The organism is Paeniglutamicibacter psychrophenolicus (genome assembly GCF_030812255.1).
GTDB lineage: Bacteria > Actinomycetota > Actinomycetes > Actinomycetales > Micrococcaceae > Paeniglutamicibacter > Paeniglutamicibacter psychrophenolicus_A.
Map to the genome: position 1 here is coordinate 457,943 of NZ_JAUSSH010000001.1, position 21,374 is coordinate 479,316.

Annotated in this window: 20 protein-coding genes; 18 read left to right on the top strand and 2 right to left on the bottom strand. The window is 66.4% G+C overall.

The features are described 5' to 3' along the window. Window positions 1-46: 46 nt before the first annotated feature. A complete protein-coding gene (locus J2T21_RS02060; RefSeq protein WP_307577926.1) occupies window positions 47-493 on the bottom strand; it encodes a succinate dehydrogenase hydrophobic membrane anchor subunit in 447 nt (148 codons plus the stop codon). A gap of 3 nt (window positions 494-496) precedes the next feature. Next, window positions 497-892 (bottom strand): succinate dehydrogenase, cytochrome b556 subunit, encoded by a 396-nt coding sequence (gene sdhC / locus J2T21_RS02065; protein WP_083411388.1) that lies wholly within the window; start codon window positions 890-892, stop codon window positions 497-499. Between the two features lie 251 nt (window positions 893-1,143). Here sdhC and J2T21_RS02070 point away from each other — a divergent pair, with 251 nt between their 5' ends. The 18 genes from J2T21_RS02070 to J2T21_RS02155 all read left to right on the top strand — a co-directional run bounded on the left by J2T21_RS02070 (window position 1,144) and on the right by J2T21_RS02155 (window position 21,342). Then, window positions 1,144-2,256 carry a mannose-1-phosphate guanylyltransferase gene (locus tag J2T21_RS02070; RefSeq protein ID WP_307577931.1) on the top strand — a complete coding sequence of 371 codons (1,113 nt, stop codon included), beginning with the start codon at window positions 1,144-1,146 and terminating at the stop codon, window positions 2,254-2,256. Between the two features lie 283 nt (window positions 2,257-2,539). Continuing rightward, window positions 2,540-3,745: an amidohydrolase gene (locus J2T21_RS02075; protein WP_307577932.1), complete on the top strand. Its 1,206-nt coding sequence runs from the start codon at window positions 2,540-2,542 to the stop codon at window positions 3,743-3,745. 273 nt (window positions 3,746-4,018) lie between these two features. Beyond that, window positions 4,019-5,113, top strand: coding sequence for a BMP family lipoprotein (locus J2T21_RS02080; RefSeq protein ID WP_307577934.1), 1,095 nt, complete (start codon window positions 4,019-4,021; stop codon window positions 5,111-5,113). A gap of 201 nt (window positions 5,114-5,314) precedes the next feature. Then, a complete protein-coding gene (locus J2T21_RS02085; RefSeq protein ID WP_307577936.1) occupies window positions 5,315-6,871 on the top strand; it encodes an ABC transporter ATP-binding protein in 1,557 nt (518 codons plus the stop codon). Between the two features lie 50 nt (window positions 6,872-6,921). After that, window positions 6,922-8,130, top strand: a complete 1,209-nt coding sequence (locus tag J2T21_RS02090) for an ABC transporter permease (RefSeq protein WP_307578327.1) — start codon at window positions 6,922-6,924, stop codon at window positions 8,128-8,130. Continuing rightward, window positions 8,127-9,410 (top strand): ABC transporter permease, encoded by a 1,284-nt coding sequence (locus J2T21_RS02095; RefSeq protein ID WP_307577938.1) that lies wholly within the window; start codon window positions 8,127-8,129, stop codon window positions 9,408-9,410. The genes J2T21_RS02090 and J2T21_RS02095 overlap by 4 nt, the downstream gene beginning before the upstream one ends. 14 nt (window positions 9,411-9,424) lie before the next feature. Beyond that, window positions 9,425-9,841 (top strand): cytidine deaminase, encoded by a 417-nt coding sequence (locus J2T21_RS02100; RefSeq protein ID WP_307577941.1) that lies wholly within the window; start codon window positions 9,425-9,427, stop codon window positions 9,839-9,841. 65 nt (window positions 9,842-9,906) lie between these two features. Beyond that, on the top strand, window positions 9,907-11,220 hold the full coding sequence (locus tag J2T21_RS02105) for a thymidine phosphorylase (RefSeq protein ID WP_307577942.1): 1,314 nt from the start codon (window positions 9,907-9,909) through the stop codon (window positions 11,218-11,220). A 226-nt stretch (window positions 11,221-11,446) separates the two neighbouring features. Next, window positions 11,447-12,169, top strand: coding sequence for a DedA family protein (locus J2T21_RS02110; RefSeq protein ID WP_307577944.1), 723 nt, complete (start codon window positions 11,447-11,449; stop codon window positions 12,167-12,169). A gap of 98 nt (window positions 12,170-12,267) precedes the next feature. Further along, window positions 12,268-13,461 (top strand): adenosine deaminase, encoded by a 1,194-nt coding sequence (locus J2T21_RS02115; RefSeq protein ID WP_307578329.1) that lies wholly within the window; start codon window positions 12,268-12,270, stop codon window positions 13,459-13,461. A 297-nt stretch (window positions 13,462-13,758) separates the two neighbouring features. Beyond that, window positions 13,759-14,121 (top strand): hypothetical protein, encoded by a 363-nt coding sequence (locus J2T21_RS02120; RefSeq protein ID WP_307577947.1) that lies wholly within the window; start codon window positions 13,759-13,761, stop codon window positions 14,119-14,121. Beyond that, a complete protein-coding gene (locus tag J2T21_RS02125; protein WP_307577949.1) occupies window positions 14,114-14,953 on the top strand; it encodes a hypothetical protein in 840 nt (279 codons plus the stop codon). Before J2T21_RS02120 ends, J2T21_RS02125 begins: the two co-directional genes overlap by 8 nt. Further along, on the top strand, window positions 14,946-15,662 hold the full coding sequence (locus tag J2T21_RS02130; RefSeq protein WP_307577951.1) for a MazG nucleotide pyrophosphohydrolase domain-containing protein: 717 nt from the start codon (window positions 14,946-14,948) through the stop codon (window positions 15,660-15,662). The genes J2T21_RS02125 and J2T21_RS02130 overlap by 8 nt, the downstream gene beginning before the upstream one ends. Window positions 15,663-15,760: 98 nt before the next feature. After that, a complete protein-coding gene (gene eno / locus J2T21_RS02135) occupies window positions 15,761-17,041 on the top strand; it encodes a phosphopyruvate hydratase (protein ID WP_307577953.1) in 1,281 nt (426 codons plus the stop codon). Window positions 17,042-17,184: 143 nt separating this feature from the next. Further along, entirely contained in the window at window positions 17,185-18,051 is an 867-nt protein-coding gene (locus J2T21_RS02140; RefSeq protein ID WP_307577955.1) for a septum formation initiator family protein, read from the top strand. A gap of 58 nt (window positions 18,052-18,109) precedes the next feature. Continuing rightward, window positions 18,110-18,841 (top strand): DUF501 domain-containing protein, encoded by a 732-nt coding sequence (locus tag J2T21_RS02145; RefSeq protein ID WP_307578331.1) that lies wholly within the window; start codon window positions 18,110-18,112, stop codon window positions 18,839-18,841. Further along, a complete protein-coding gene (locus tag J2T21_RS02150) occupies window positions 18,838-19,794 on the top strand; it encodes a Ppx/GppA phosphatase family protein (RefSeq protein WP_307577957.1) in 957 nt (318 codons plus the stop codon). The genes J2T21_RS02145 and J2T21_RS02150 overlap by 4 nt, the downstream gene beginning before the upstream one ends. Before the next feature lie 54 nt (window positions 19,795-19,848). Beyond that, on the top strand, window positions 19,849-21,342 hold the full coding sequence (locus J2T21_RS02155; RefSeq protein WP_307577959.1) for a S8 family serine peptidase: 1,494 nt from the start codon (window positions 19,849-19,851) through the stop codon (window positions 21,340-21,342). The last annotated feature ends 32 nt before the right edge of the window (window positions 21,343-21,374 follow it).

Here is a 21,374-nt window from a genome sequence, read left to right on the forward strand (position 1 = left end):
GCTCTCTTTTCTTGAATTCTCTACTTCGGTGAACGGGAACCGAAGATTACTGGCAGACCGAAAGGGTGCTGCCGGGGATGCACGGATCGAAGGTGAAGATCACCAGGGTGCCCAGGACGACAATGACGATGGTCGCGACGTAGAGGATGCCCTTGAGCCACACGCGGGTGGCGGGCTTCTCGGCATAGTCGTTGATGATGGTGCGCACGCCGTTGGTGCCGTGGAGCATGGCAAGCCAGAGCATTGCCAGATCCCAGAACATCCAGACCGGGTCGGCCCACTTGCCGGCGACGAAGCCGAAGTCGATGCCGGAGATGCCTTCGCCGAGCATCAGGTTGGCGAAGAGGTGACCGAAGATCAGCACGATCAGCGCGACGCCGGACAGGCGCATGAAGAGCCATGCGATCATTTCAAAGCTGCCGCGGGACTTGCGCGCGCGGACATACTTCGGGTCGAGCCGTTGGCTGCGGGGTGCAGCGATATCTGCCGACATGGGTTAGTGACCTCCAAAGGCGATAGACAGGTGGCGAATCGAGAATGCCACCATGGTGATGACCCACAGTGCCAAAACGCCCCAAAGCATCTGGCGGTGGTACTTGGTTCCCGACTTCCAGAAGTCCACCAGGATCAGGCGAAGGCCGTTGAACGCGTGGAAGACGATGGCGGCGACCAGAGCGGTTTCGCCCAGTGCCATCAGCGGGTTCTTGTAGGTGGACATGACCGCGTCATAGGCGCCGGGGGAAACCCGGACCAGCGACGTGTCGAGCACGTGGACCAAAAGGAATAAGAAAATAACGACACCTGTTACGCGATGCCCTACCCAAGACCACATGCCTTCATGGCCGCGGTAGAGGGTGCCTGACGAAGCCTTCGACACTGAATTAACCTCCATGACTCACAAGGGCGCATGTGTATCTTCCACACAATAAATTGACGCCTTAGTGCGAGCGTTCCTTGCCCGATCTTAGACCACCTTGGACGGGGCTGCCCATTCTTTCCGCGTGCCGTGTGAGTAGGCTCACCGGATGAAAGGGTGGATCGGCTAAACATCCGGGAATCATGCGAAATACAATAGATTCCGATGCCCTATTTCATTGGCGGCCAACACCGCATTCCTCGGGTTCATCCACTAGCCTTAGTCGGATGAACGCTGAACTCTTGGCACGATTCCACGGGGTCATCCCCGCTGGAGGTGTCGGCACCCGACTCTGGCCGCTCTCGCGTGCCGCGGCCCCGAAATTCCTCCACGACCTAACCGGCTCCGGATCGACCTTGATTCGCGCCACCTATGAACGACTCATCCCGCTGGCCGGTGAGAACATCATGGTGGTCACCGGGCGCGCCCACCGCGCGGCGGTGCTGGCCCAATTGCCGGAAATCAGCGACCTGAACCTGGTCCTGGAACCGGACCCGAAGGATTCGGCGGCCGCCATTGGCCTGGCCGCCGCCATCCTCTACCTGCGCAATCCCGAGACCATCATGGGTTCCTTCGCCGCCGACCAGGTCATTGTCCCGGTCGAGGTCTTCCAGGAGTCGGTCCGGGAGGCCATCCACACCGCTGCCACCGGCAAGATCGTCACCATCGGCATCCGCCCCACCACGCCCTCCACCGGATTCGGCTACATCCGGGCCGGGGAAAAACTCCAGGTCCCCGGAGCGCCCACGGCACGCGACGTCGTCGAGTTCGTGGAGAAGCCGAACGAGGACACGGCCCGCCGCTACCTGGCCGACGGCGGCTACCTCTGGAACGCCGGCATGTTCGTTGCCCCGGTGGCCCTGATGCTCAAGCACCTGCAGCGCAGCGAACCGGTGCTCTACGCGGGCCTGATGGAAATCGCCCAGGCCTGGGAAACCGGGGACCGGGTGGATACCATCAACCGGATCTGGCCGACCCTGCCCAAGACCGCCATCGACTACGCCGTGGCCGAGCCGGCCGCGGCCGCCGGCGACGTGGCGGTGATCCCCGGCGTCTTCAACTGGGACGACGTGGGCGACTTCGCCGCCATTGGCCGGCTGAACCCCGCCAGCGAAAAGACCGGCGTCACCGTGGTGGGAGGGAACCCGCGCGTGTACTCGGACAATGCCACCGGCGTGGTGGTCACCGACTCCAAGCGCGTGATCGCCCTGATAGGCATCCACGACGTGGTTGTTGTCGACACCCCCGACGCGCTGCTGGTCACCACCAAGGAGCATGCGCAGTCGGTAAAGGCCACCGTGGAAAAGCTCAAGGAGGAAGGCGTCGTGGACGTCTTGTAGTTCTTGCCCGGCAGCCGCCGGGACATCGATGCCCCGCCCGCAGGGACACGCCGGGAACCGCACGCGCAAGCGACGCGGTTCCCGGCCGGTCCCGGGAGGGCATTTTTTTGTGCTCCCACGCGCGGTCGGTGCAGCCAGCTGCCAGGTCCCGCATCCGCCTGCACCGGACCCCTTGCCCTTTGTCAAGACAAGGGAGGATCCCCACGAAGTCCTGGGCAACAATTGGAAGCGGACTGCCCAAGGGCAGGTCCCAACGCGTATTGTCGGTCAGGTGCGCACGAGTATGAATCAAGACCTGAAATTGCCCTCCGTCAAGCCATGGGTCAAGCCCCTGGTTGGCGAGCTGGTGGAATTCCGCCGCGAGGTCCATGCCAACCCGGAGCTCTCGTTCGTGGAATACCGGACCACCGAACGCATCCTCACGCGCCTGCGTGAGGCCGGCCTGGAGCCGGTCGCCCTGGAGGAAACCGGAGCCTATGTCGACATCGGGCAGGGCCCGATCGCCCTGGGGCTGCGCGCCGACATCGACGCGCTGCCGATCCTGGAAGAGACGGGCCTGGAGTACGCCTCGGTCGTGGACGGGGTCGCGCACGCCTGCGGACACGACATCCACACCACCGTGATGCTCGGGGTTGCCAAGGTGCTCAAGGCCATCGACGACGAATCCCCGCTGGGCGCCCGCATCCGGGTGATCTTCCAGCCCGCCGAGGAAAAGATGCCCGGGGGAGCGCTGGCCGTCATCGAGGCCGGGGTGCTGGACGAGGTCCCGCGCATCCTGGCCCTGCACTGCGAACCGCGCATCGACGCCGGGAAGATCGGCACCCGCATCGGGGCCATCACCAGCGCGAGTGACACCATCAAGATCGAGCTGGTGGGCCGCGGCGGGCACACATCCCGCCCGCACCTGACCGAGGACCTGGTCTTCGCGATGAGCCAGATCGCCACCAACGTCCCGGCCGTGCTGGGACGGCGCATCGACGTGCGCTCGGCGGTCTCGGTGGTCTGGGGCCAGATCCACGCCGGCAGCGCACCGAACGCGATCCCGGCCACCGGCTACCTGGCCGGCACCATGCGCTGCCTGGACGGCGAGGCCTGGAAGGGCGCCGGGGACCTGCTCGACGAGGTCGTCCGCCAGGTCGCCAGCCCCTACGGGGTCGAGGTCAAGCTCGAGCACATCCGCGGGGTGCCCCCGGTGATCAACACCGAAGAGGAAACCGACCTCATCGAGGACTCGGCCCGCGCCGAGATCGGCTCGGCCGCGATCGTGCTGACCCCGCAATCCATGGGCGGGGAAGACTTCGCCTGGATGACCAACAAGGTCCCCGGGGCCATGATGCGCCTGGGCACCCGCACCCCCGGAGGGGAAGATTACGACCTGCACCGCGGGGACTACATCCCCGACGAATCGGCCATCGAGGTCGGCGTGACGGTCATGTCCGCCGCTGCCATCCGGGCCATTGCCCAACTCAGGGCCGGCGGGGACGACTAGCCGACACGCGCAGAGTTATCTGGTTGTAACATTTTCCTTCCCGCGTCAAGCGTTTTACAAGTTAGGCTATGTGGATGTGAAGCCGACACTTCCGAATCTCCGCGGCACCGCGCAAGCGATGCGCAGCGGGTGCTTGGATCCCCGGTTTCATGCTGGCACCACAGGTGGCTAGCGGCAGTGCACCCCTTAATCGCGGGCACGGAATCGACAGGAAATCCTGGGGGTTTCGAAGCCACGGTACTTGTAGCTCGTAACTCAATGGAGGAAACCCTCATGCGCACCATCTCGCGCAAGACCGGCATGGCCGCAGCCATGCTCGGCATTTCTGCACTCGTTCTTTCCGGCTGCGGCGCGGCCCCCGAGGCCGGCCCCAGCGGCTCGGCCGGCGCCTCCGACTACCTGGCGTGCATCGTTTCCGACTCCGGCGGATTCGATGACCAGTCCTTCAACGAATCCTCCTACCGCGGCCTGACCAACGCCGGCAAGGAACTTGGATTCACCCCCAAGAGCGCCGAGTCCAAGGCCAACTCCGACTTCGCCACCAACCTCAACGGCATGATGGCCGCGGACTGCAACCTCACCGTCACCGTGGGCTTCCTGCTCGGCGACGCCACCAAGGCCGCTGCCGCCGCCAACCCGGACAAGCACTTCGCGATCGTCGACTTCGAATACGCGGAGCCGATCAAGAACGTCAAGCCGATCATCTACGACACTGCCCAGGCCGCCTACCTGGCCGGCTACGCCGCTGCCGCGCAGTCGAAGACCGGCACCGTCGCCACCTTCGGCGGCATCAAGATCCCGACCGTGACCATCTTCATGGACGGCTTCGCCGACGGCGTCGACAAGTACAACACCGACAAGAACAAGGACGTGAAGCTGCTGGGCTGGGACAAGGCCAAGCAGGACGGCACCTTCACCGGCGACTTCGAGAAGCAGGACAAGGGCAAGCAGGTCACCAAGAACTTCCTGGACCAGGGCGCCGACGTCATCATGCCCGTGGCCGGGCCCGTCGGCAAGGGTGCCGGCGCAGCGGTCAAGGCAGCCAATGCCTCAGGCAAGTCCGCCTCCCTGGTATGGGTAGACTCCGACGGCTTCCTCACCGCCCCGGACTACAAGGACATCATGCTGACCTCGGTCATCAAGACTATGGACACCGCTGTTGACAAGGTCGTCACCGAGGACAAGGACGGCAAGTTCGACGCCACCGCCTACGTGGGAACGCTGGAAAACACCGGTGTCGCCCTGGCACCGTTCCACGACTTCGACTCGAAGGTCTCCGCCGAGACCAAGGCCGAGCTCGAAGCCCTGAAGGCCGGGATCATCGACGGGTCGATCAAGGTCGTATCCCAGGCCAGCCCCAAGTCCTAGCACCGCTTTCGGCGGGTCCGCGGACCAAGCACCAACCGGCGCGCTGCCGGCCCGGCACCCGATTCCTTCCACGGAACCGGGGCGCGGGGCTGGCGGTGCGCCTTTGGCCTGCATAGTCTGTGAACCAACCGGCTCGGGCACAACGGTTCAACGCCCGCCAGGGCGGCGAGCCGATACCTGACAACCAAGAATGGTGGTGTCGTGAAACTCGAACTCCAAGGAATCTCAAAGGCGTTTGGATCGTTCTACGCCAATGAGGACATCGACCTCGTCGTCGAAGAAGGCCAGATCCACTGCCTGCTCGGCGAAAACGGAGCCGGCAAGTCAACGCTGATGAACGTGCTCTACGGCCTCTACGAACCCACGGCCGGACGCATCCTCGTCGACGGCAAGCCGGTGGTCTTCCGGGGGCCCGGAGACGCCATGGCCGCGGGCATCGGCATGGTGCACCAGCACTTCATGCTGGTCCCGGTCTTCACCGTCGCCGAAAACGTCGCCCTGGGCGCCGAATCGACCAAGGCCGGCGGCATCCTCGACCTCGAGGTCACCCGGAAAAAGATCCGGGAAATTTCCGACAAGTACGGGTTCGACGTCGACCCAGACGCCATTGTCGAGGACCTTCCGGTGGGCGTGCAGCAGCGCGTGGAAATCATCAAGGCCCTGGTGCGCAACGCCGAGGTGCTGATCCTCGACGAGCCCACCGCCGTGCTCACCCCGCAGGAAACCGACGAACTGCTGGACATCATGCGCCAACTCAAGTCCAACGGCACCTCCATCGTCTTCATCTCCCACAAGCTGCGCGAGGTCAAGGCCGTCTCCGACGTCATCACCGTGATCCGCCGCGGACGCGTCGTGGGCGATGCCCCGCCCGAGGCGGAGACCACCGAGCTTGCCTCCATGATGGTTGGCCGCGAGGTCAAGCTCACCATGGACAAGGAACCGGCGAACCCCGGCGAGGCGACCTTCAAGGTCAAGAACCTTTCGGTCATCTCCTCCACCGGCCAACGCGTGGTGGACGACTTGAGCTTCGAGATCCACCGGGGCGAGATCCTGGCCATTGCCGGGGTCCAGGGCAACGGGCAGACCGAGCTCACCGAGGCGATCCTGGGCATCCAGGACCGGGTCACCGGTTCCATCACCCTCGAGGGCAAGGAACTGCTGGGCCGCAGCGTCAAGCAGGTGCTCGGCTCCGGGATCGGGTTCGTACCCGAGGACCGCACCGTCGACGGGCTCGTCCCGGAATTCACCATTGCCGAAAACCTCGTCCTTGACCTCTACGACAAGGCCCCCTTCGCCAAGGGCATCTCCATGCGCCCGGCCGAGGTCAAGAAGAACGCCGAGTCCCGGATCGCAGAATTCGACGTGCGCACCCCTTCGGCCGAGAACCTCGCCTCCTCGCTCTCGGGCGGCAACCAGCAAAAGGTCGTGATGGCCCGCGAGCTCTCCCGCCCGCTGCGCCTGTTCATCGCCTCGCAGCCCACCCGCGGCGTGGACGTGGGCTCCATCGAGTTCCTGCACCGGCGCATCGTGGAGGAACGCGACGGCGGCACCCCGGTGATGATCGTGTCCACCGAACTCGACGAGGTCATGCAGCTGGCGGACCGCATCGCGGTGCTCTACAAGGGCCGGCTGATCGGCATCGTGGGTGCCGACACCCCGCGCGACGTGCTGGGCCTGATGATGGCCGGCGTCTCGCCGGGCGAGGCCGAAGGCTCCCACCAGGACAACCCCGACGACATGGAAGGAGACTTCGCGTGAGCCAGAGCGAACTTTCCCCCGGCGTACCGCCGCCGACCCACGCCAACACCATCAACGAGCAGCAGCACGGCATCTGGGTGAGGATCACCCAGGGCCCCGGTCTCGTCTCGGTGCTGGCCGTGTTCGTCGCCTTGGTGCTCGGCGGACTGCTGATCGCCGCCACCGACGCCAAGGTCGCCACGACCGCCGGCTACCTCTTCTCCCGCCCCTCGGACTTCTTCTCCGCGCTGTGGGCGGCCGGGACCGACTCCTACGTCTCGCTCTTCCAAGGCTCGATCTACAATTCCCGGCAGGGCTTCGCACCCTTCCTGGAGACCCTGACGGTCTCCACCCCGCTGATCTGCGCCGGCCTGGGCGTCGCCCTGGCCTTCCGCGCCGGGCTGTTCAACATCGGCGCCCAGGGGCAGATCATCATCGGCTCCATCATGGCCGCCTACGCCGGATTCGCCTGGCACCTGCCCTTCGGCATCCACCTGCTGGTGGTCATCTTCATGGGTGTGCTCGGCGGTGCCGTCTGGGGCGGCCTGGTCGGCCTGCTCAAGGCCCGCACCGGCGCCCACGAGGTGATCCTCACGATCATGTTCAACTACGTGGCCCTGTACTTCCTTGACTTCCTCTTGAACACCAAGGCGTTCCAGCGCCCGGGGGAGACCAACCCGATCTCCCCGATCCTGGATCCCAGCGCGGTCTTCCCGGCGTTGCCGGGCTCCCGCCTGCACCTGGGCTTCGTGATGGCGATTCTGTTGACCATCCTGGTGGCCTGGATCCTGAACCGCTCCACCATCGGCTTCGAGTTCCGCGCCGTCGGCGCCAACCCGGCAGCCGCACGCACCGCGGGCGTCAACGTGGCCCGCTCCACGATCCTGGTCATGGCCATCGCCGGTGCGCTGGCCGGGGCCGCGGGCGTGGCCCAGGTGGCGGGCACCGAACAGGTGCTCACCGCGGGCATCGCCGCCTCGCTGGGCTTCGACGCGATCACCGTGGCCCTGCTGGGCCGCTCCACCCCGTGGGGCACCTTCTTTGCCGGCCTGCTCTTTGGCGCCTTCCGCGCCGGTGCGGTGACCATGCAGATCTCCACCGGGACCCCCATCGACATCGTGCTGGTCGTCCAGTCGCTGATCGTGCTGTTCATTGCCGCGCCTCCGTTGGTGCGCGCCATGTTCGGGCTGAACCGCAAATCGAAGAACAAGCACCCGAAGACGCCCAAGCACGCGGCACCCGCGCCCGCTGCACCTGCCAGCCAAGGAGGTGGCGCATGAGCGCGCCGGCCCCAACCCTGCCCGCCATGATCCGGCCGCTCGCCCCGGTGAGCTGGAAGACCCCGATCATGCTCTCGGTCATCGGGCTGCTCTCACTGGTGTTCTTCGGCTTCGCCGGATCCGACCAGAGTGCGACCTTCGGCATCTCCACCGGCGGCGACGTCTTCACCCTGCCCGACCTGGTCGTCCCGGGGATGGCAACCGGGATCGTGCTCGGCCTGGGGATGTGCGTGCTGGCCGGGTACTCGATCTTCCTGGCCCGCGAGCACCGCCCGACCCCGGGCTGGGTGCCCATGGTCTTTGCCGCGCTGTTCATCTTCGCGTTCCTGGTCTGGGTCGTCTCCGGGGCCCGCACCCCGCAGATCTCCCTGGCCGGCCTGATCGCCGGCTCGGTCACCCTGGCCGTCCCGCTGGTCTTCGGCTCCCTTTCCGGGGTGCTGTGCGAGCGCGCCGGCGTGGTCAACATCGCCATCGAGGGCCAGCTGCTCGGCGGCGCGTTCAGCGCCGCGATCATCGCCTCGGTCACCGGCAGCCCGATGCTGGGACTGCTGGCCGCAGCCGTGGCCGGTGCCCTGGTCTCGGTGGTGCTGGCGATCTTCTCCATCAAGTACGTGGTCAACCAGATCATCGTCGGCGTGGTGCTCAACGTGCTGGTCTCGGGCATCACCGGATTCCTCTTCACCACCGTGATGCAGGAAGACCCGGAGCTCTACAACTCCCCGGGCCGACTGCCGGTCATCGACATCCCGGGGCTCTCGGCCATCCCGATCATCGGCCCGATCCTCTTCCGCCAGTCCATCGTGGGCTACCTGATGTACATCGCGGTTGCCGCGGTGTGGATCGGGCTGTTCAAGACCCGCTGGGGCCTGCGCGTGCGCGCCGTGGGCGAGCACCCCAAGGCCGCCGACACCCTGGGCATCAAGGTCAACACCACCCGCTTCGTCAACGTGGTCCTCGGCGGGGCCATCGCCGGCATCGGCGGATCCTTCTTCACCCTGGTCGCCATCGACTCCTTCACCAAGGAAATCTCCGGCGGCCGCGGATTCATCGCCCTGGCCGCGGTGATCTTCGGACGCTGGAACCCGATCGGTGCCTTCTTCGCCGCACTGCTCTTCGGCTTCGCCGACAACCTGCAGTCGATCCTCACCATCATCGGCACCCCGGTGCCCAGCCAGTTCATGGCCATGCTGCCCTACGTCGTGACGGTCTTTGCCGTGGCCGGGTTGGTCGGCAAGTCCCGGGCACCTGCCGCCGACGGCGAACCGTACGTCAAGGGCTAGGAAAGGAAACTGCCATGAATGAATCCTCCGGCGCCCTGCCGGTGGTGGGAGAGCCCGAGTGGGAAACCCTGCGCGTGGCCGCGGTCGCGGCCATGGAACGGGCCTACGCGCCGTACTCGAAGTTCAAGGTCGGCGCCGCGGCGCTGACCGAGGACGGACGGATCGTCTCGGGCTGCAACGTGGAGAACGCCGCCTACGGGGCGACGTTGTGCGCCGAATGCAACATGGTCGGCGAGCTCTTTGCCACCGGCGGCGGGAAACTGCACGCCTTCTACTGCGTGGATTCCTCCGGGAGGGCGCTGATGCCCTGCGGGCGCTGCCGGCAGCTGCTCTCCGAGCACCGCGGTTCCGAAATGGTGCTGATGACACCACACGGAATCCACACCATGGAACAGGTGCTGCCCGACGCGTTCGGGCCGCACAACCTCTAAACCACTTGCCCCGCCCACCCCCTGGAGGGTGGGCGGGGCAAGGTTTTTTCGACAAGGGAGCATTCATGAGCACCGAGAACTTTGACGCCGTTGACATCATCCGCATCAAGCGCGACCGTGGCACCCTGTCCGGCGAGCAGATCGACTGGACCATCGACGCCTACACCCGCGGGGTGATCGCTGAGGAGCAGATGGCGGCGCTGAACATGGCCATACTGCTCAACGGCATGGACCGGGCGGAGATCTCCCGCTGGACCACCGCCATGATCAACTCGGGGGAGCGCATGGACTTCTCCACGCTGCGCACCCCGGCCGGGCGGGCACTGGCCACCACCGACAAGCATTCCACCGGCGGGGTGGGGGACAAGATCACCTTGCCGCTGGCGCCGCTGGTCGCCGTCTTCGGCGTGGCCGTCCCGCAGCTCTCGGGCCGCGGGCTGGGGCACACCGGCGGCACCCTGGACAAGCTCGAGGCCATCGCCGGCTGGCGTGCGGATCTGTCCAACGCTCAGATGATGCGCCAGCTCTCCGAGGTCGGTGCCGTCATCTGCGCCGCCGGCGCCTCCCTGGCCCCGGCCGACAAGAAGCTCTACGCGCTGCGCGATGTCACCGGCACCGTCGAGGCCATCCCGCTGATCGCTTCCTCCATCATGAGCAAGAAGATCGCCGAGGGCACCGGCGCGCTGGTCCTGGACGTGAAGGTCGGCTCCGGGGCGTTCATGAAGACCCTGGAGGATGCGCGGGAACTGGCGCGCACCATGGTGAACCTGGGCACCGATGCGTCGGTGCACACGGTGGCGCTGCTGACCAACATGGACACCCCGCTGGGCCTGACCGCGGGCAACGCCATCGAGGTGGAGGAATCCATCGAGGTGCTTGCCGGCGGGGGACCGGCCGACGTCGTGGAACTGACGATCGCGCTGGCCACCGAGATGCTCGCCGGTGCCGGCGTCACGGACGTGGATGTTGCCGCCGCCCTGAAGGACGGCCGGGCCATGGACAAGTGGCGGGCCATGATCGCCGCCCAGGGCGGGAACAACGACGCCCCGCTGCCGGTGGCCAAGGAATCGGAAACCATCTACGCGCAGGCCGACGGCGTCATCACCTCCCTGGATGCCATGGACGTGGGCGTCGCCGCCTGGCGGCTGGGCGCCGGACGTGCCCGCCGGCAGGACCCGGTGCAGGCCGGTGCCGGCGTGCGCCTGCACGCCAAGCCCGGGGACCTGGTGCGCCGCGGGGCCCCGCTGGCCACCATGCTCACCGACACCCCCGAACGCTTCGACCGGGCCCGGGAAATCCTCGAGCAGGCCGCAACCATCGCCCCGGCCGGAAGCCGACCGGACATGGTGCTGATCCACGAGCGGATCACCGCTTCCTGACGCCACGGTCCCTTCGGGGACGCCGCCGCGGCAGCAACCGTGGACCCGCGTTGCACCTGGTCCGAAAGGACCAGGTGCAACGCTGCGCGATTCAGCCTGCGGAATGATGCGCGCGGCACGCAACATGCGGGAGAATGGGAACCACGCGGAGCCTGGATTCAAGACACGTATTTCCTTGGGGGTACTTGACCTGGCCCGCACCAAATAATCGAAAGCCGGTTTCTTAGTGGATCTGATCAACGAAGCCATCGTGCACGCTGCAAACGCGTGGTGGATTCTGCCGGTCGTTTGCCTCTTTTGCTTCATCGACGGCTTCCTGCCCATCCTTCCGTCCGAGACGCTGCTGGTGGCACTGGGGGTCGTGGCTGCCGGCACCGGGATCCCCAATGTCTACCTGCTGATCCTGGCCGGCGCGGCAGGTGCGATCGCCGGGGACCAGATGGCATACCTGCTGGGGCGGCGCATCGGCACCGAACGCTTTGGCTGGATGCGCAGGCCGCGCACCCAGAAGCTCTTTGCCTTTGCCAGACGCGAGCTGAACGTGCGCGGGGCCATGCTGATCTTCACCGCCCGCTACGTTCCCATCGGCCGGGTCGTGGTGAACCTGAGCTCCGGAGCCACCGGCTTCTCGCACCGGCGCTTCACCCTGCTGGACGTTGCCGGCTGCCTGACCTGGGCCAGCTATTCGGTGGCCATAGGCGTGGTGGCCGGGGCCTGGTTCCACGACAACCAGCTGCTGGGCATCGGCCTTTCCGTGGCCCTGGCCATCGTCATGGGCTACCTGATCGACAAGCTTTCGCACGCGATCCTGGTCCGCCTGGGCCGCCGCGGCACACAACACGAAAACCCGGACGCCAACGGGGACCACCGCGGCGTGGAAGCGCAGCGCCCCGTGCGGGTGCCCGGGCAGGACCCCGAACCCGAAGCGATGGCCTCGGACGGCAATTGAACACTCGGTGGGTGTTGCGTGAACATTCGGCCCAACACCACCTCGATCCACTGTTGGAAGCCGCCGGGCCCCGCTAGGCTGGGCGGGTGACTGACGAGATGATCCACATTGCCTATGACCCTTCCTTCGACTTCAAGGCCCTTCCCAAGGTCTCGCTGCACGACCACCTCGACGGGGGATTGCGCCCGCAAACCATCATCGAGCTGGCCGCCGCCGCGGGCCACAAGCTTCCTTCCACCAATGCCGGGGAACTCGGTGCCTGGTTCCGGGCCTCGGCCGACTCCGGTTCGCTGGAGCGCTACCTGGAAACCTTCGAACACACCATCGCGGTGATGCAGACCAAGGACGCGCTCAAGCGGGTCGCCGGCGAATTCGTCGAGGACCTGGTCGCCGACGGCGTGGTCTACGCCGAGGTGCGCTGGGCACCCGAGCAGCACCAGCGCGAAGGCCTGTCCCTGGACGACGCCGTCGAGGCCGTGCAGGCGGGACTCGAGGAGGCCAGCGCGCGGCTGACCGAGGCCGGCACCCCGATCCAGGTCGGCCAGCTGGTCACCGCCATGCGCCAGGCCGACCGCGGCGTCGAGATTGCCGAACTGGCCCTGCGCCACCGCTCGCGCGGTGTGGTGGGCTTCGACATCGCCGGCGCCGAGGACGGCTTCCCGCCCTCGCGCATGAAGGAGGCCTTCGACCTGCTGGCGGAGAACTTCTTCCCCACCACCGTGCACGCCGGGGAGGCCGCGGGCCTTGACTCGATCCGCGACGCGCTGATCACCGGCCGGGCCCAGCGCCTGGGCCACGGCGTGCGCATCGCCGAGGACATCGAGATCCAGTTCGGCGGGCTCGACGACGACGGCGAGGAGGTCGGCGACGACACCGGCCTGGTGAACCTCGGCCCGGTCGCCAACTGGGTCCGCGACCGCGGCATCGCCCTGGAGATCTGCCCGTCCTCCAACCTGCAGACCGGAGCAACCGCCGCCTTCGGCGACGGCATCGAGTCGCACCCGGTGGACCTTTTGGTGCAGACCGGGTTCAACGTCACCATCTCCCCGGACAACCGGCTGATGAGCGGCACCACGATCTCGGACGAGTTCGAGCTGCTCGTGGAGGCCTTCGACTACGACCTCGAGGACCTGCTGGACCTCACGCTGAACGCCGCCGAGGCGGCCTTCCTCCCGCTGGAGGAACGCGAGGCCCTGGTGGACTTCATCAACGAGGCCTACGAGCAGATGTCCGACGAGCAGAACGGCGACGACGACGAGTTCGAGGACTTCGACGACGAGGACGACGACTAACCAGCCGTCCGCCTTACGGGGGAGCGGATCGGCCGCTTCCCCGGCACCGGCCGCCGGTGCATCAGTGCCCGTCTTGGGGCACCGGTGCACCGGCTTCGGCGCTTAAGGAACTAAAGGTTGTAAACGCGGTTATGGGCAATTGCGAACCGAACTACGGGTGGCGGCGGCATGTAACACATTGACTGCAGGGAGCCTGCCGGGCTACCGGCAACTGTGGTCAACGACAAGGCACCCAAAGGGCAAAGGGTTACGATGGTGGCACGAGAACCAATATTCGGCGTAAAAGGAGCAACTGAGATGGGTAATGCCCTCCCAATGAAGTTCCAGTTCGAAACCGAGGTTTTGGCTACTGGAATTGCGGAAGTCGATGCTCTTGCAAGAGACATCTCGACCGCATTCAACGCCGTGATCCAAAACGACCCCGTGATAGGGGAAGCCGGCGTTCGACTCGCCGCGAACCAGCTGATACGAATTTCGTTTAATATTGTGGCTGGATCGTGGGGGGAAGCCCAATCACATTGCGATGATGTGATTCGAAGGACCTTCACGGATGCCGGGGTCGTGGTAGAAGACGACGACCAGCTCGTACCAGCTACGGTTCCTTCTTCGCGCGGTCAGCGACATCTCGAAAATTACGGCACGGAATTGGCGCTTGCATAGTCTTACTCCGGGCGAATTGAGAGCCGCTTTGGTTTGGCGGCTTATCAAACAATTCGGGCCCACTACGGTACAGGTTGCCGGAACCATCTGGCTCAGCGTCCTGCTCGCGCGAAATACGCATTCGGGATTATGGTGGCTGCCAGGCTTAGTTGTTCTGGCTGGAACCATCTGGGGATTGGTGTGGGCAAGCGCCAGTCGCCGGGCCGAGCAGCTAGTTGAGCAATTGCGAACTGAACTTGCAACGTTGGCTGGTCCAAGAAATGAACGTGTGCAATTCCTCCTGCGCGGATTGCTGCAGGATCTCGGAATCAACACCGTTGATGTCAGGGCATCTATTTTTGCCCCGTGCTTGAGTGGCCAGTTCGTTCAAATCGGACGTTACTCCGACAATGCAACCTTCGCCACCACCATCCGTATGCACCATGAAAAAGACCAAGGCATTGTTGCCGAGACATGGGCAGGCAGACAGTCCCTCAAAACAGATTTGCCGAAGGACCGCGACTTGTGGAACCGACGGATAGTGGACGATTATCGCTTACCTTTGGAAGTCGTTGAGAGACTGCGAATGCAGTCACGCAGCTATCTGTGCAGGCGTATTGACCGGGTTGAGGGAGGGCTGATGGTCCCCGTCGGCGTTCTTGTCATTGAATCGCTGGCCCCCAAGGGGGTCTCGGCAAACTTTCACGACATCGTGGCTAACGCATACCAGCTGGAGTTGATGAGTACAGAATGTTCATCTGCGATCCGACTGGATGGGCTAAATGGTGACGTGAAAACCCCGAGGAAATCCGATAACCACAATCGGAGGATGCTGGAGGACAGCAGTGAGTGAGCAGGTCGACCGCCTCGTCGAGATCATTTCCCAGCTTCGCGCCCATTGCGCCTGGACCGCCGCGCTGACCCACGAATCCCTGGTCCAGTACCTGCTCGAGGAATCCTACGAGCTCACCGAGGCCATCGAGACCCACGCCCCGGATGCCGAGCTGGAAGCCGAACTCGGCGACATCCTGCTGCAGGTTCTCCTGCACGCCTCGATCGGCGCCGAACGCCGGGCCTTCGACTTCGATTCCATCGCCGCCTTCCTGGCCGCGAAGATGGTGCGCCGCAACACCCACGTCTTCCACCCCGACGGCAGCCTCAAGGACAGCTTCCCGGACTCGATCGCCGAGATCATCGAGTCCTGGGACCGTGCCAAGCGCGCCGAGAAACCGCTGAACGAGTCGCCGACCGCGGGCATGCCCAAGAACCTGCCGGCGCTGCTCCATGCCCAAACCTTTCTCTCCCGCACCGCGAGGCACTCGGCGATCACCGATGCCGCTCCCGCGCCCGGCGCGGATACGCGGACGAACCAGGATTCCGTCGTTCCGCCGGATGCGCCGCACCGTGGCGTTCCGGAAGACGAACAGGAACTGGGTGAGCAACTGCTCGCCCTGTGCGACGCGGCCCGTTCCCGGGGCCTCGACGCCGAACGTGCCCTGCGCAACGTCGTGCAGCAACGCATTGCATTGGCGCAGGGCGAAACGCAGGAAACAACTTCGTGAACTGGCTCTCGCCCAAGCTAGGCTAGGGGCAGGCAACGGCGCCTGCAGCATGCAGAACACGTTCGACCAACATCCACACCTTGAAGGAGTACCTTCCCATGGCATTGATTGAAGCCATCCACGCCCGCGAGATCCTCGATTCGCGCGGCAACCCAACCGTTGAGGTTGAGGTCCTGCTCTCCGACGGCTCGATGGGCCGCGCAGCGGTTCCTTCCGGTGCCTCCACCGGTGCCTTCGAGGCAGCAGAGCGCCGCGACGAAGATCCCAAGCGTTACCAGGGCAAGGGTGTCCTTGGCGCCGTCAACGCCGTCATCGATGACATCGGTGCCGCCGTCGAGGGCATGGACGCCACCGACCAGCGCGCACTGGATGCCGCGATGATCGACTTGGACGGAACCAGCAACAAGTCCAAGCTGGGCGCCAACGCCATCCTGGGTGTCTCGCTGGCCGTGGCCAACGCCGCAGCCGAGTCCTCGAACCTGCCGCTGTACAAGTACCTGGGCGGCCCGAACGCCCACGTGCTGCCGGTTCCGCTGATGAACATCCTCAACGGCGGCTCGCACGCCGACTCCGATGTGGACATCCAGGAATTCATGATCGCCCCGATCGGCGCATCGACCTTCTCCGAGGGCCTGCGCTGGGGCGTTGAGGTCTACCACAACCTCAAGTCCGTGCTCAAGGAAAAGGGCCTGTCCACCGGCCTGGGCGACGAGGGCGGCTTCGCCCCGAACCTGCCCTCCAACCGTGCGGCCCTTGAGCTGATCACCGAGGCCATCACCCGCTCCGGTTACACCCCGGGCGAGGACATCGCCCTGGCCCTGGATGTTGCCTCCTCCGAGTTCTTTGAGAACGGCACCTACCAGTTCGAAGGCAAGTCGATCACCGCCCAGGAAATGAGCGACTACTACGCCCAGCTGGTCGCCGACTTCCCGCTGGTGTCCATCGAGGACCCGCTGGACGAGGACGACTGGGAAGGCTGGAAGACCCTCACCGACGCCATCGGCGACAAGGTCCAGCTGGTGGGCGACGATTTGTTCGTCACCAACCCGGAGCGCCTGGCCCGCGGCATCGAGACCGGCACCGCCAACTCGCTGCTGGTGAAGGTCAACCAGATCGGCACCCTGACCGAGACCCTGGACGCCATCTCGATGGCCCAGCGTGCCGGCTACTCCACGATCACCTCGCACCGCTCGGGCGAGACCGAGGACACCACCATCGCCGACATCTGCGTTGCCACCAACGCCGGGCAGATCAAGACCGGTGCCCCGGCCCGCTCGGAGCGCGTGGCGAAGTACAACCAGCTGCTGCGCATCGAGGAGGAACTCGGCGACGCGGCGGTTTACGCCGGTGCCGGCGCCTTCCCGCGTTTCGGTGCATAACCAGCCGTAATTACACGTAGGCTCGTGGGGGAACTATTCTTGGTTCCCCCACGAGTTTTTGTGTTAACCCCCGAAAGCTTGAGACGACGAAGAACCCGGGGCCATCTGACAAGGGCTCCGGACCGAAAGGGCAAAGGAGCACGATGGCCACGCGACGTCCTCCCATGCCGCGCTCCGGGACCCCGGCCAAGGGTCCGGCTCGCGGGGCCGACAGCGATCCGCGGCAGGCCCCGGGCCCCGAGGCAGCTGCCTCCGAGGCACCGCCCAAGCGCCCGCGCCCGCACCGCGAAGAACCCCGCCAGGCACAGGCGGCGCCCGGACCGGCGGCTGCCGCTCCGCGTCCCAAGGTCGTTCCGCTGGGCCGGGTGACCGCCGCGGGCAAGCCTGCCCCGGCTTCCCCGAAGCCTGCCGCAGCGAGGCCTGCCGCGTCCAAGGCGGCCCCGAAGCCGCGGACCGGTCCCAAGTCCGATTCCAGGCCTGTCGCAAAACCCAAGGCCAAGACCAAGGCCAGCGCCTCGCAGCGGCGCATCGAGGACCGGAACCTGCTCTCCGGTGCCGTGCGCAAGGACGGCCAGGCCGCCCCGCCCGAACCCCGCAAGAAACCCGCGGGCCCCAAGAAGCCCATTCCGGCGCGCAGCTTTTCCGGCCGCCTGCTGGCGTTGAGCATCGCGCTGTCGGTTTTCGCGGTGCTGCTGGTGCCCAGCATCGGCACCTATGCGCGCCAGCGCGACGAGATTGCCGCGCTGCGCACCTCGATTGCCGCCAAGCAGGCCGAGCAGGAGGCGCTCAAGGACCAGATCGCCCGCTGGGACGATCCGCTGTACATCAAGCAGCAGGCCCGCGACCGGATAAACTTGGTCATGCCGGGCGAGCGCAACTACATGGTCGTCGGCACCCGGCCCGAGGAAACGGCACCAGGCGAGCCCAACCAAAGCCCCAAGGAAGTCCGCACCGACCTGCCCTGGGTCGATGCGCTCTTCGACTCGGCGCAGCGCGCCGCCACCGACTGAGCCGCACGGCCGCGCACACACACACACACAGCTTTTTATGACACATCAACGCGAGGAGATGCTCCCAACCGTGGACGCCGCGAACCAAAACCACGAAGCACTCGATGCTTCAGCCCGGGTGCCCAGCGCCGCGGACCTGGAAACCCTGTCCCGCCAACTGAACCGCCCGGTGCGCGACGTGGTGGAGATCGGCGCCCGCTGTATCTGCGGGAACCCGCTGGTGGCCACCACGGCACCCCGGCTCTCCTCCGGGATCCCGTTCCCGACCACCTACTACCTCACGCACCCGGTGATCACCGCCGCGGTCTCGCGCCTCGAGGCCGCCGGGGTCATGAATGAGATGAACGCGGAGCTGGGCCAGGACGCCGAGCTGGCCGCCGCCTACGCGCGCGCGCACGATGGGTACCTGGCCGTGCGCGACGCCATTGGCGAGCGCTCGGGCACCGGGGCCGTCCCGGAAATCGCGGGGGTCTCCGCCGGCGGCATGCCCACCCGCGTGAAGTGCCTGCACGTTTTGGTGGGCCACTCGCTGGCAGCCGGCCCGGGCGTGAACCCGCTGGGCGACCGCGCCCTGGGGGCCATCGCCGAATGGTGGACCAAGGACAAGTGCTATTGCGCCGGGGCCTGGGACACCGAGGGCCCGGCACCCAGCCGGGACCGCTCGCGCCACGTGAAGACCCAGTCCGTGGACCCGGCCATCAAGCAGGCCCAGCGGGCGGCTGCCCGCGCCGCCCGCGAGGCCGAGGCCAGCGACCCGGCATCCGGTTCCACCGAAACGCCCGGCGCGTGAGTCGCGTCGCCGCGATCGACTGCGGCACCAACTCCATCCGCCTGCTCATCGCCGACACCCGCAGGACCCCGACGGGCCCGGCGTTGGAGGATGTGTTGCGCCAGATGCGCGTGGTGCGCCTGGGCCAGGACGTGGATGCCACCGGCGAATTCGCGCCCGAGGCCCTGGAGCGCACCTTCGCCGCGATCGACGAGTATGCCGCGATGATCCGCGAGCACGGGGCCACCCGCATCCGCTTCGTGGCCACCTCGGCCACGCGCGATGCGTCGAACCGCGACGAATTCGTCGCAGGGGTCCGCGCGCGCCTGGGCGTGGACCCGGAGGTCGTGCCCGGGGACACCGAGGCGGCGCTGTCCTTTGCCGGGGCTGCCTCCGTGGCGCCTGCCGCGCCGGGTACCCGCATACTGGTGATCGACCTGGGCGGGGGATCGACCGAGTTCGTGCTGGGGGATGAGAACGGGCCGCTGGCCTCCCGGTCCATGGACATGGGCTGCGTCAGGCTCACCGAGCGCTTCTGGCGCCACGACATGCCCACACCTGCGACCATTGCCGCCGCCCGCGCACAGGTCAACACGGTGCTCGACGAGGTCCAGGAAACCGTCGACTTTTCCACGGTGGACCGGATTGTGGGCGTGGCCGGGACCATCACCACGCTCACCGCCGCCGCGCTGGGACTGGCGAATTATGACTCGAACCTCATCCACGGTGCCGAGCTGGGCATCGACAAGCTCGAAACCGCCATTGCGTTCATGCTCGAATCCGACCGGGAAACCCGTGCCTCACTTGGCTATATGCACCCCGGCCGGGTGGACGTGATTGCCGCCGGCGCGCTGATCTACGGATGCATCCTGGAACGGGTCGCCGGCGCGGGTGCGGGCAGGATCGGCACCGCCACCGCCTCGGAGCACGATATTCTGGACGGAATTGCCCTGGGACTTGGCCCGGGGAACTAAGCACCGCAGCCCGAAACCCCCATGCGTCCCCCACGCCCCACGCTAGGAGAACACTTGAGCCAACGACTGCGCCGCATCGCCGCCACGGCATTGACCCTGGTGCTTGGCCTCACGGCCGCACTGGCCGTGGCCCCTGCTGCACAAGCCGATGCGGCCCGCGACGGGGAATGGTGGCTCAAATCCTCCGGCATTACCAAGGCCTGGGAGGTCTCCAAGGGCGCCGGGGTCACCGTGGCGGTCATTGACACGGGCATCGACACCTCCCACCCCGATCTGCTCGGCGTGGTCACCGGCGGCAAGGACATCTCCGGCGCCGGCATCCCGGACGGCTCCAAGCCGCTGGGCACGCTGCCTGAGCACGGGACCCTGGTGGCCACGCTGCTGGCCGGGCGCGGCAACAACAGCGCGGCGATCGCCGAGGCCAAGGCCGATGCCGAGGCGCAGAAGAACGCCTACGAGCGGGCCGTCGCCTCCGCCAAGGAAGCCGACGAGGATCCGCCCCCGGCACCCGAGCCGATCGAGATCCCGAAGCCCGCCGCCGGGCCCGACGGCATGCTGGGCGTGGCGCCGGAGGCCAACCTGCTCTCGCTCTCGCTGTGGATGGGCACGGAGAACCCCGCCGGGATTTCCGTCGAGGAGCAGGTGCCCGCGGCCGTGAAGTGGGCCGTGGACCACGGGGCGAAGGTCATCAACATTTCGCTGGGCTCCACCCAGCCGGACTGGCCGACCAGCTGGGACACGGCGTTCAAGTACGCCGAGGACAAGGACGTGGTCATTGTCGCCGCGGCCGGGAACCGCGCCGGCGGCATGAAGCAGGTCGGGGCCCCGGCAACGATCCCCGGGGTGCTCACCGTGGCCGGCATCGACCGCAAGGGCAAGGCCAGCGTCGATTCCTCCACCGAGGGCATCAGCATCGGCGTGGCGGCCCCGGCCGACCCGCTGGTCGGCGGGCTGCCCGGCGGCGGCTACGCGGATTGGTCGGGCACCTCCGGCGCCGCGCCCCTGGTTGCCGGGGTGGCCGCGATGATCCGCTCCAAGTACCCGGACATGAAAGCCCCGCAGGTCATCAACCGGATCCTGGCCACCGCGCGCGACGCGGGGAAGCCGGGCGTGGACAACCTCTACGGCCACGGCATCCTCGATGCCCATGCCGCGCTCACCGCCGACGTGCCGCAGGTCGAGGCGAACCCGATGAACACCATCACCGAATGGATCCGGGTGCACCGCCGCGGAGCCCAGGTCAACGCCGGGCCCACCGAGGCCCCGGGCATCTCCACGGAGAAGTCCGACATCAAGCCCATCGCCGCCCCCGCACCGTTGCCGCCGAGCGACGGCTCCGGATTCCTGCCGCCGCTGCTGGTGCTGGGCTTCGGCGGGTTGCTGCTGTTGACCATGCTGGGCGGGACCCTGCACTACACACGTGCCAGGCGCCGGCTGGCCATCGCCGAATCGACCAAGAGCGCACCGGTTTCGGCGCTGAAACTGGGCGATCGCACCGGTCGCAAGGACATCTTCGACGAGCTTCCGGAGTCCGGCGAAAACTCCTGACCGCGCGGGCCGAAAAGTGGTCTGCGCCACCC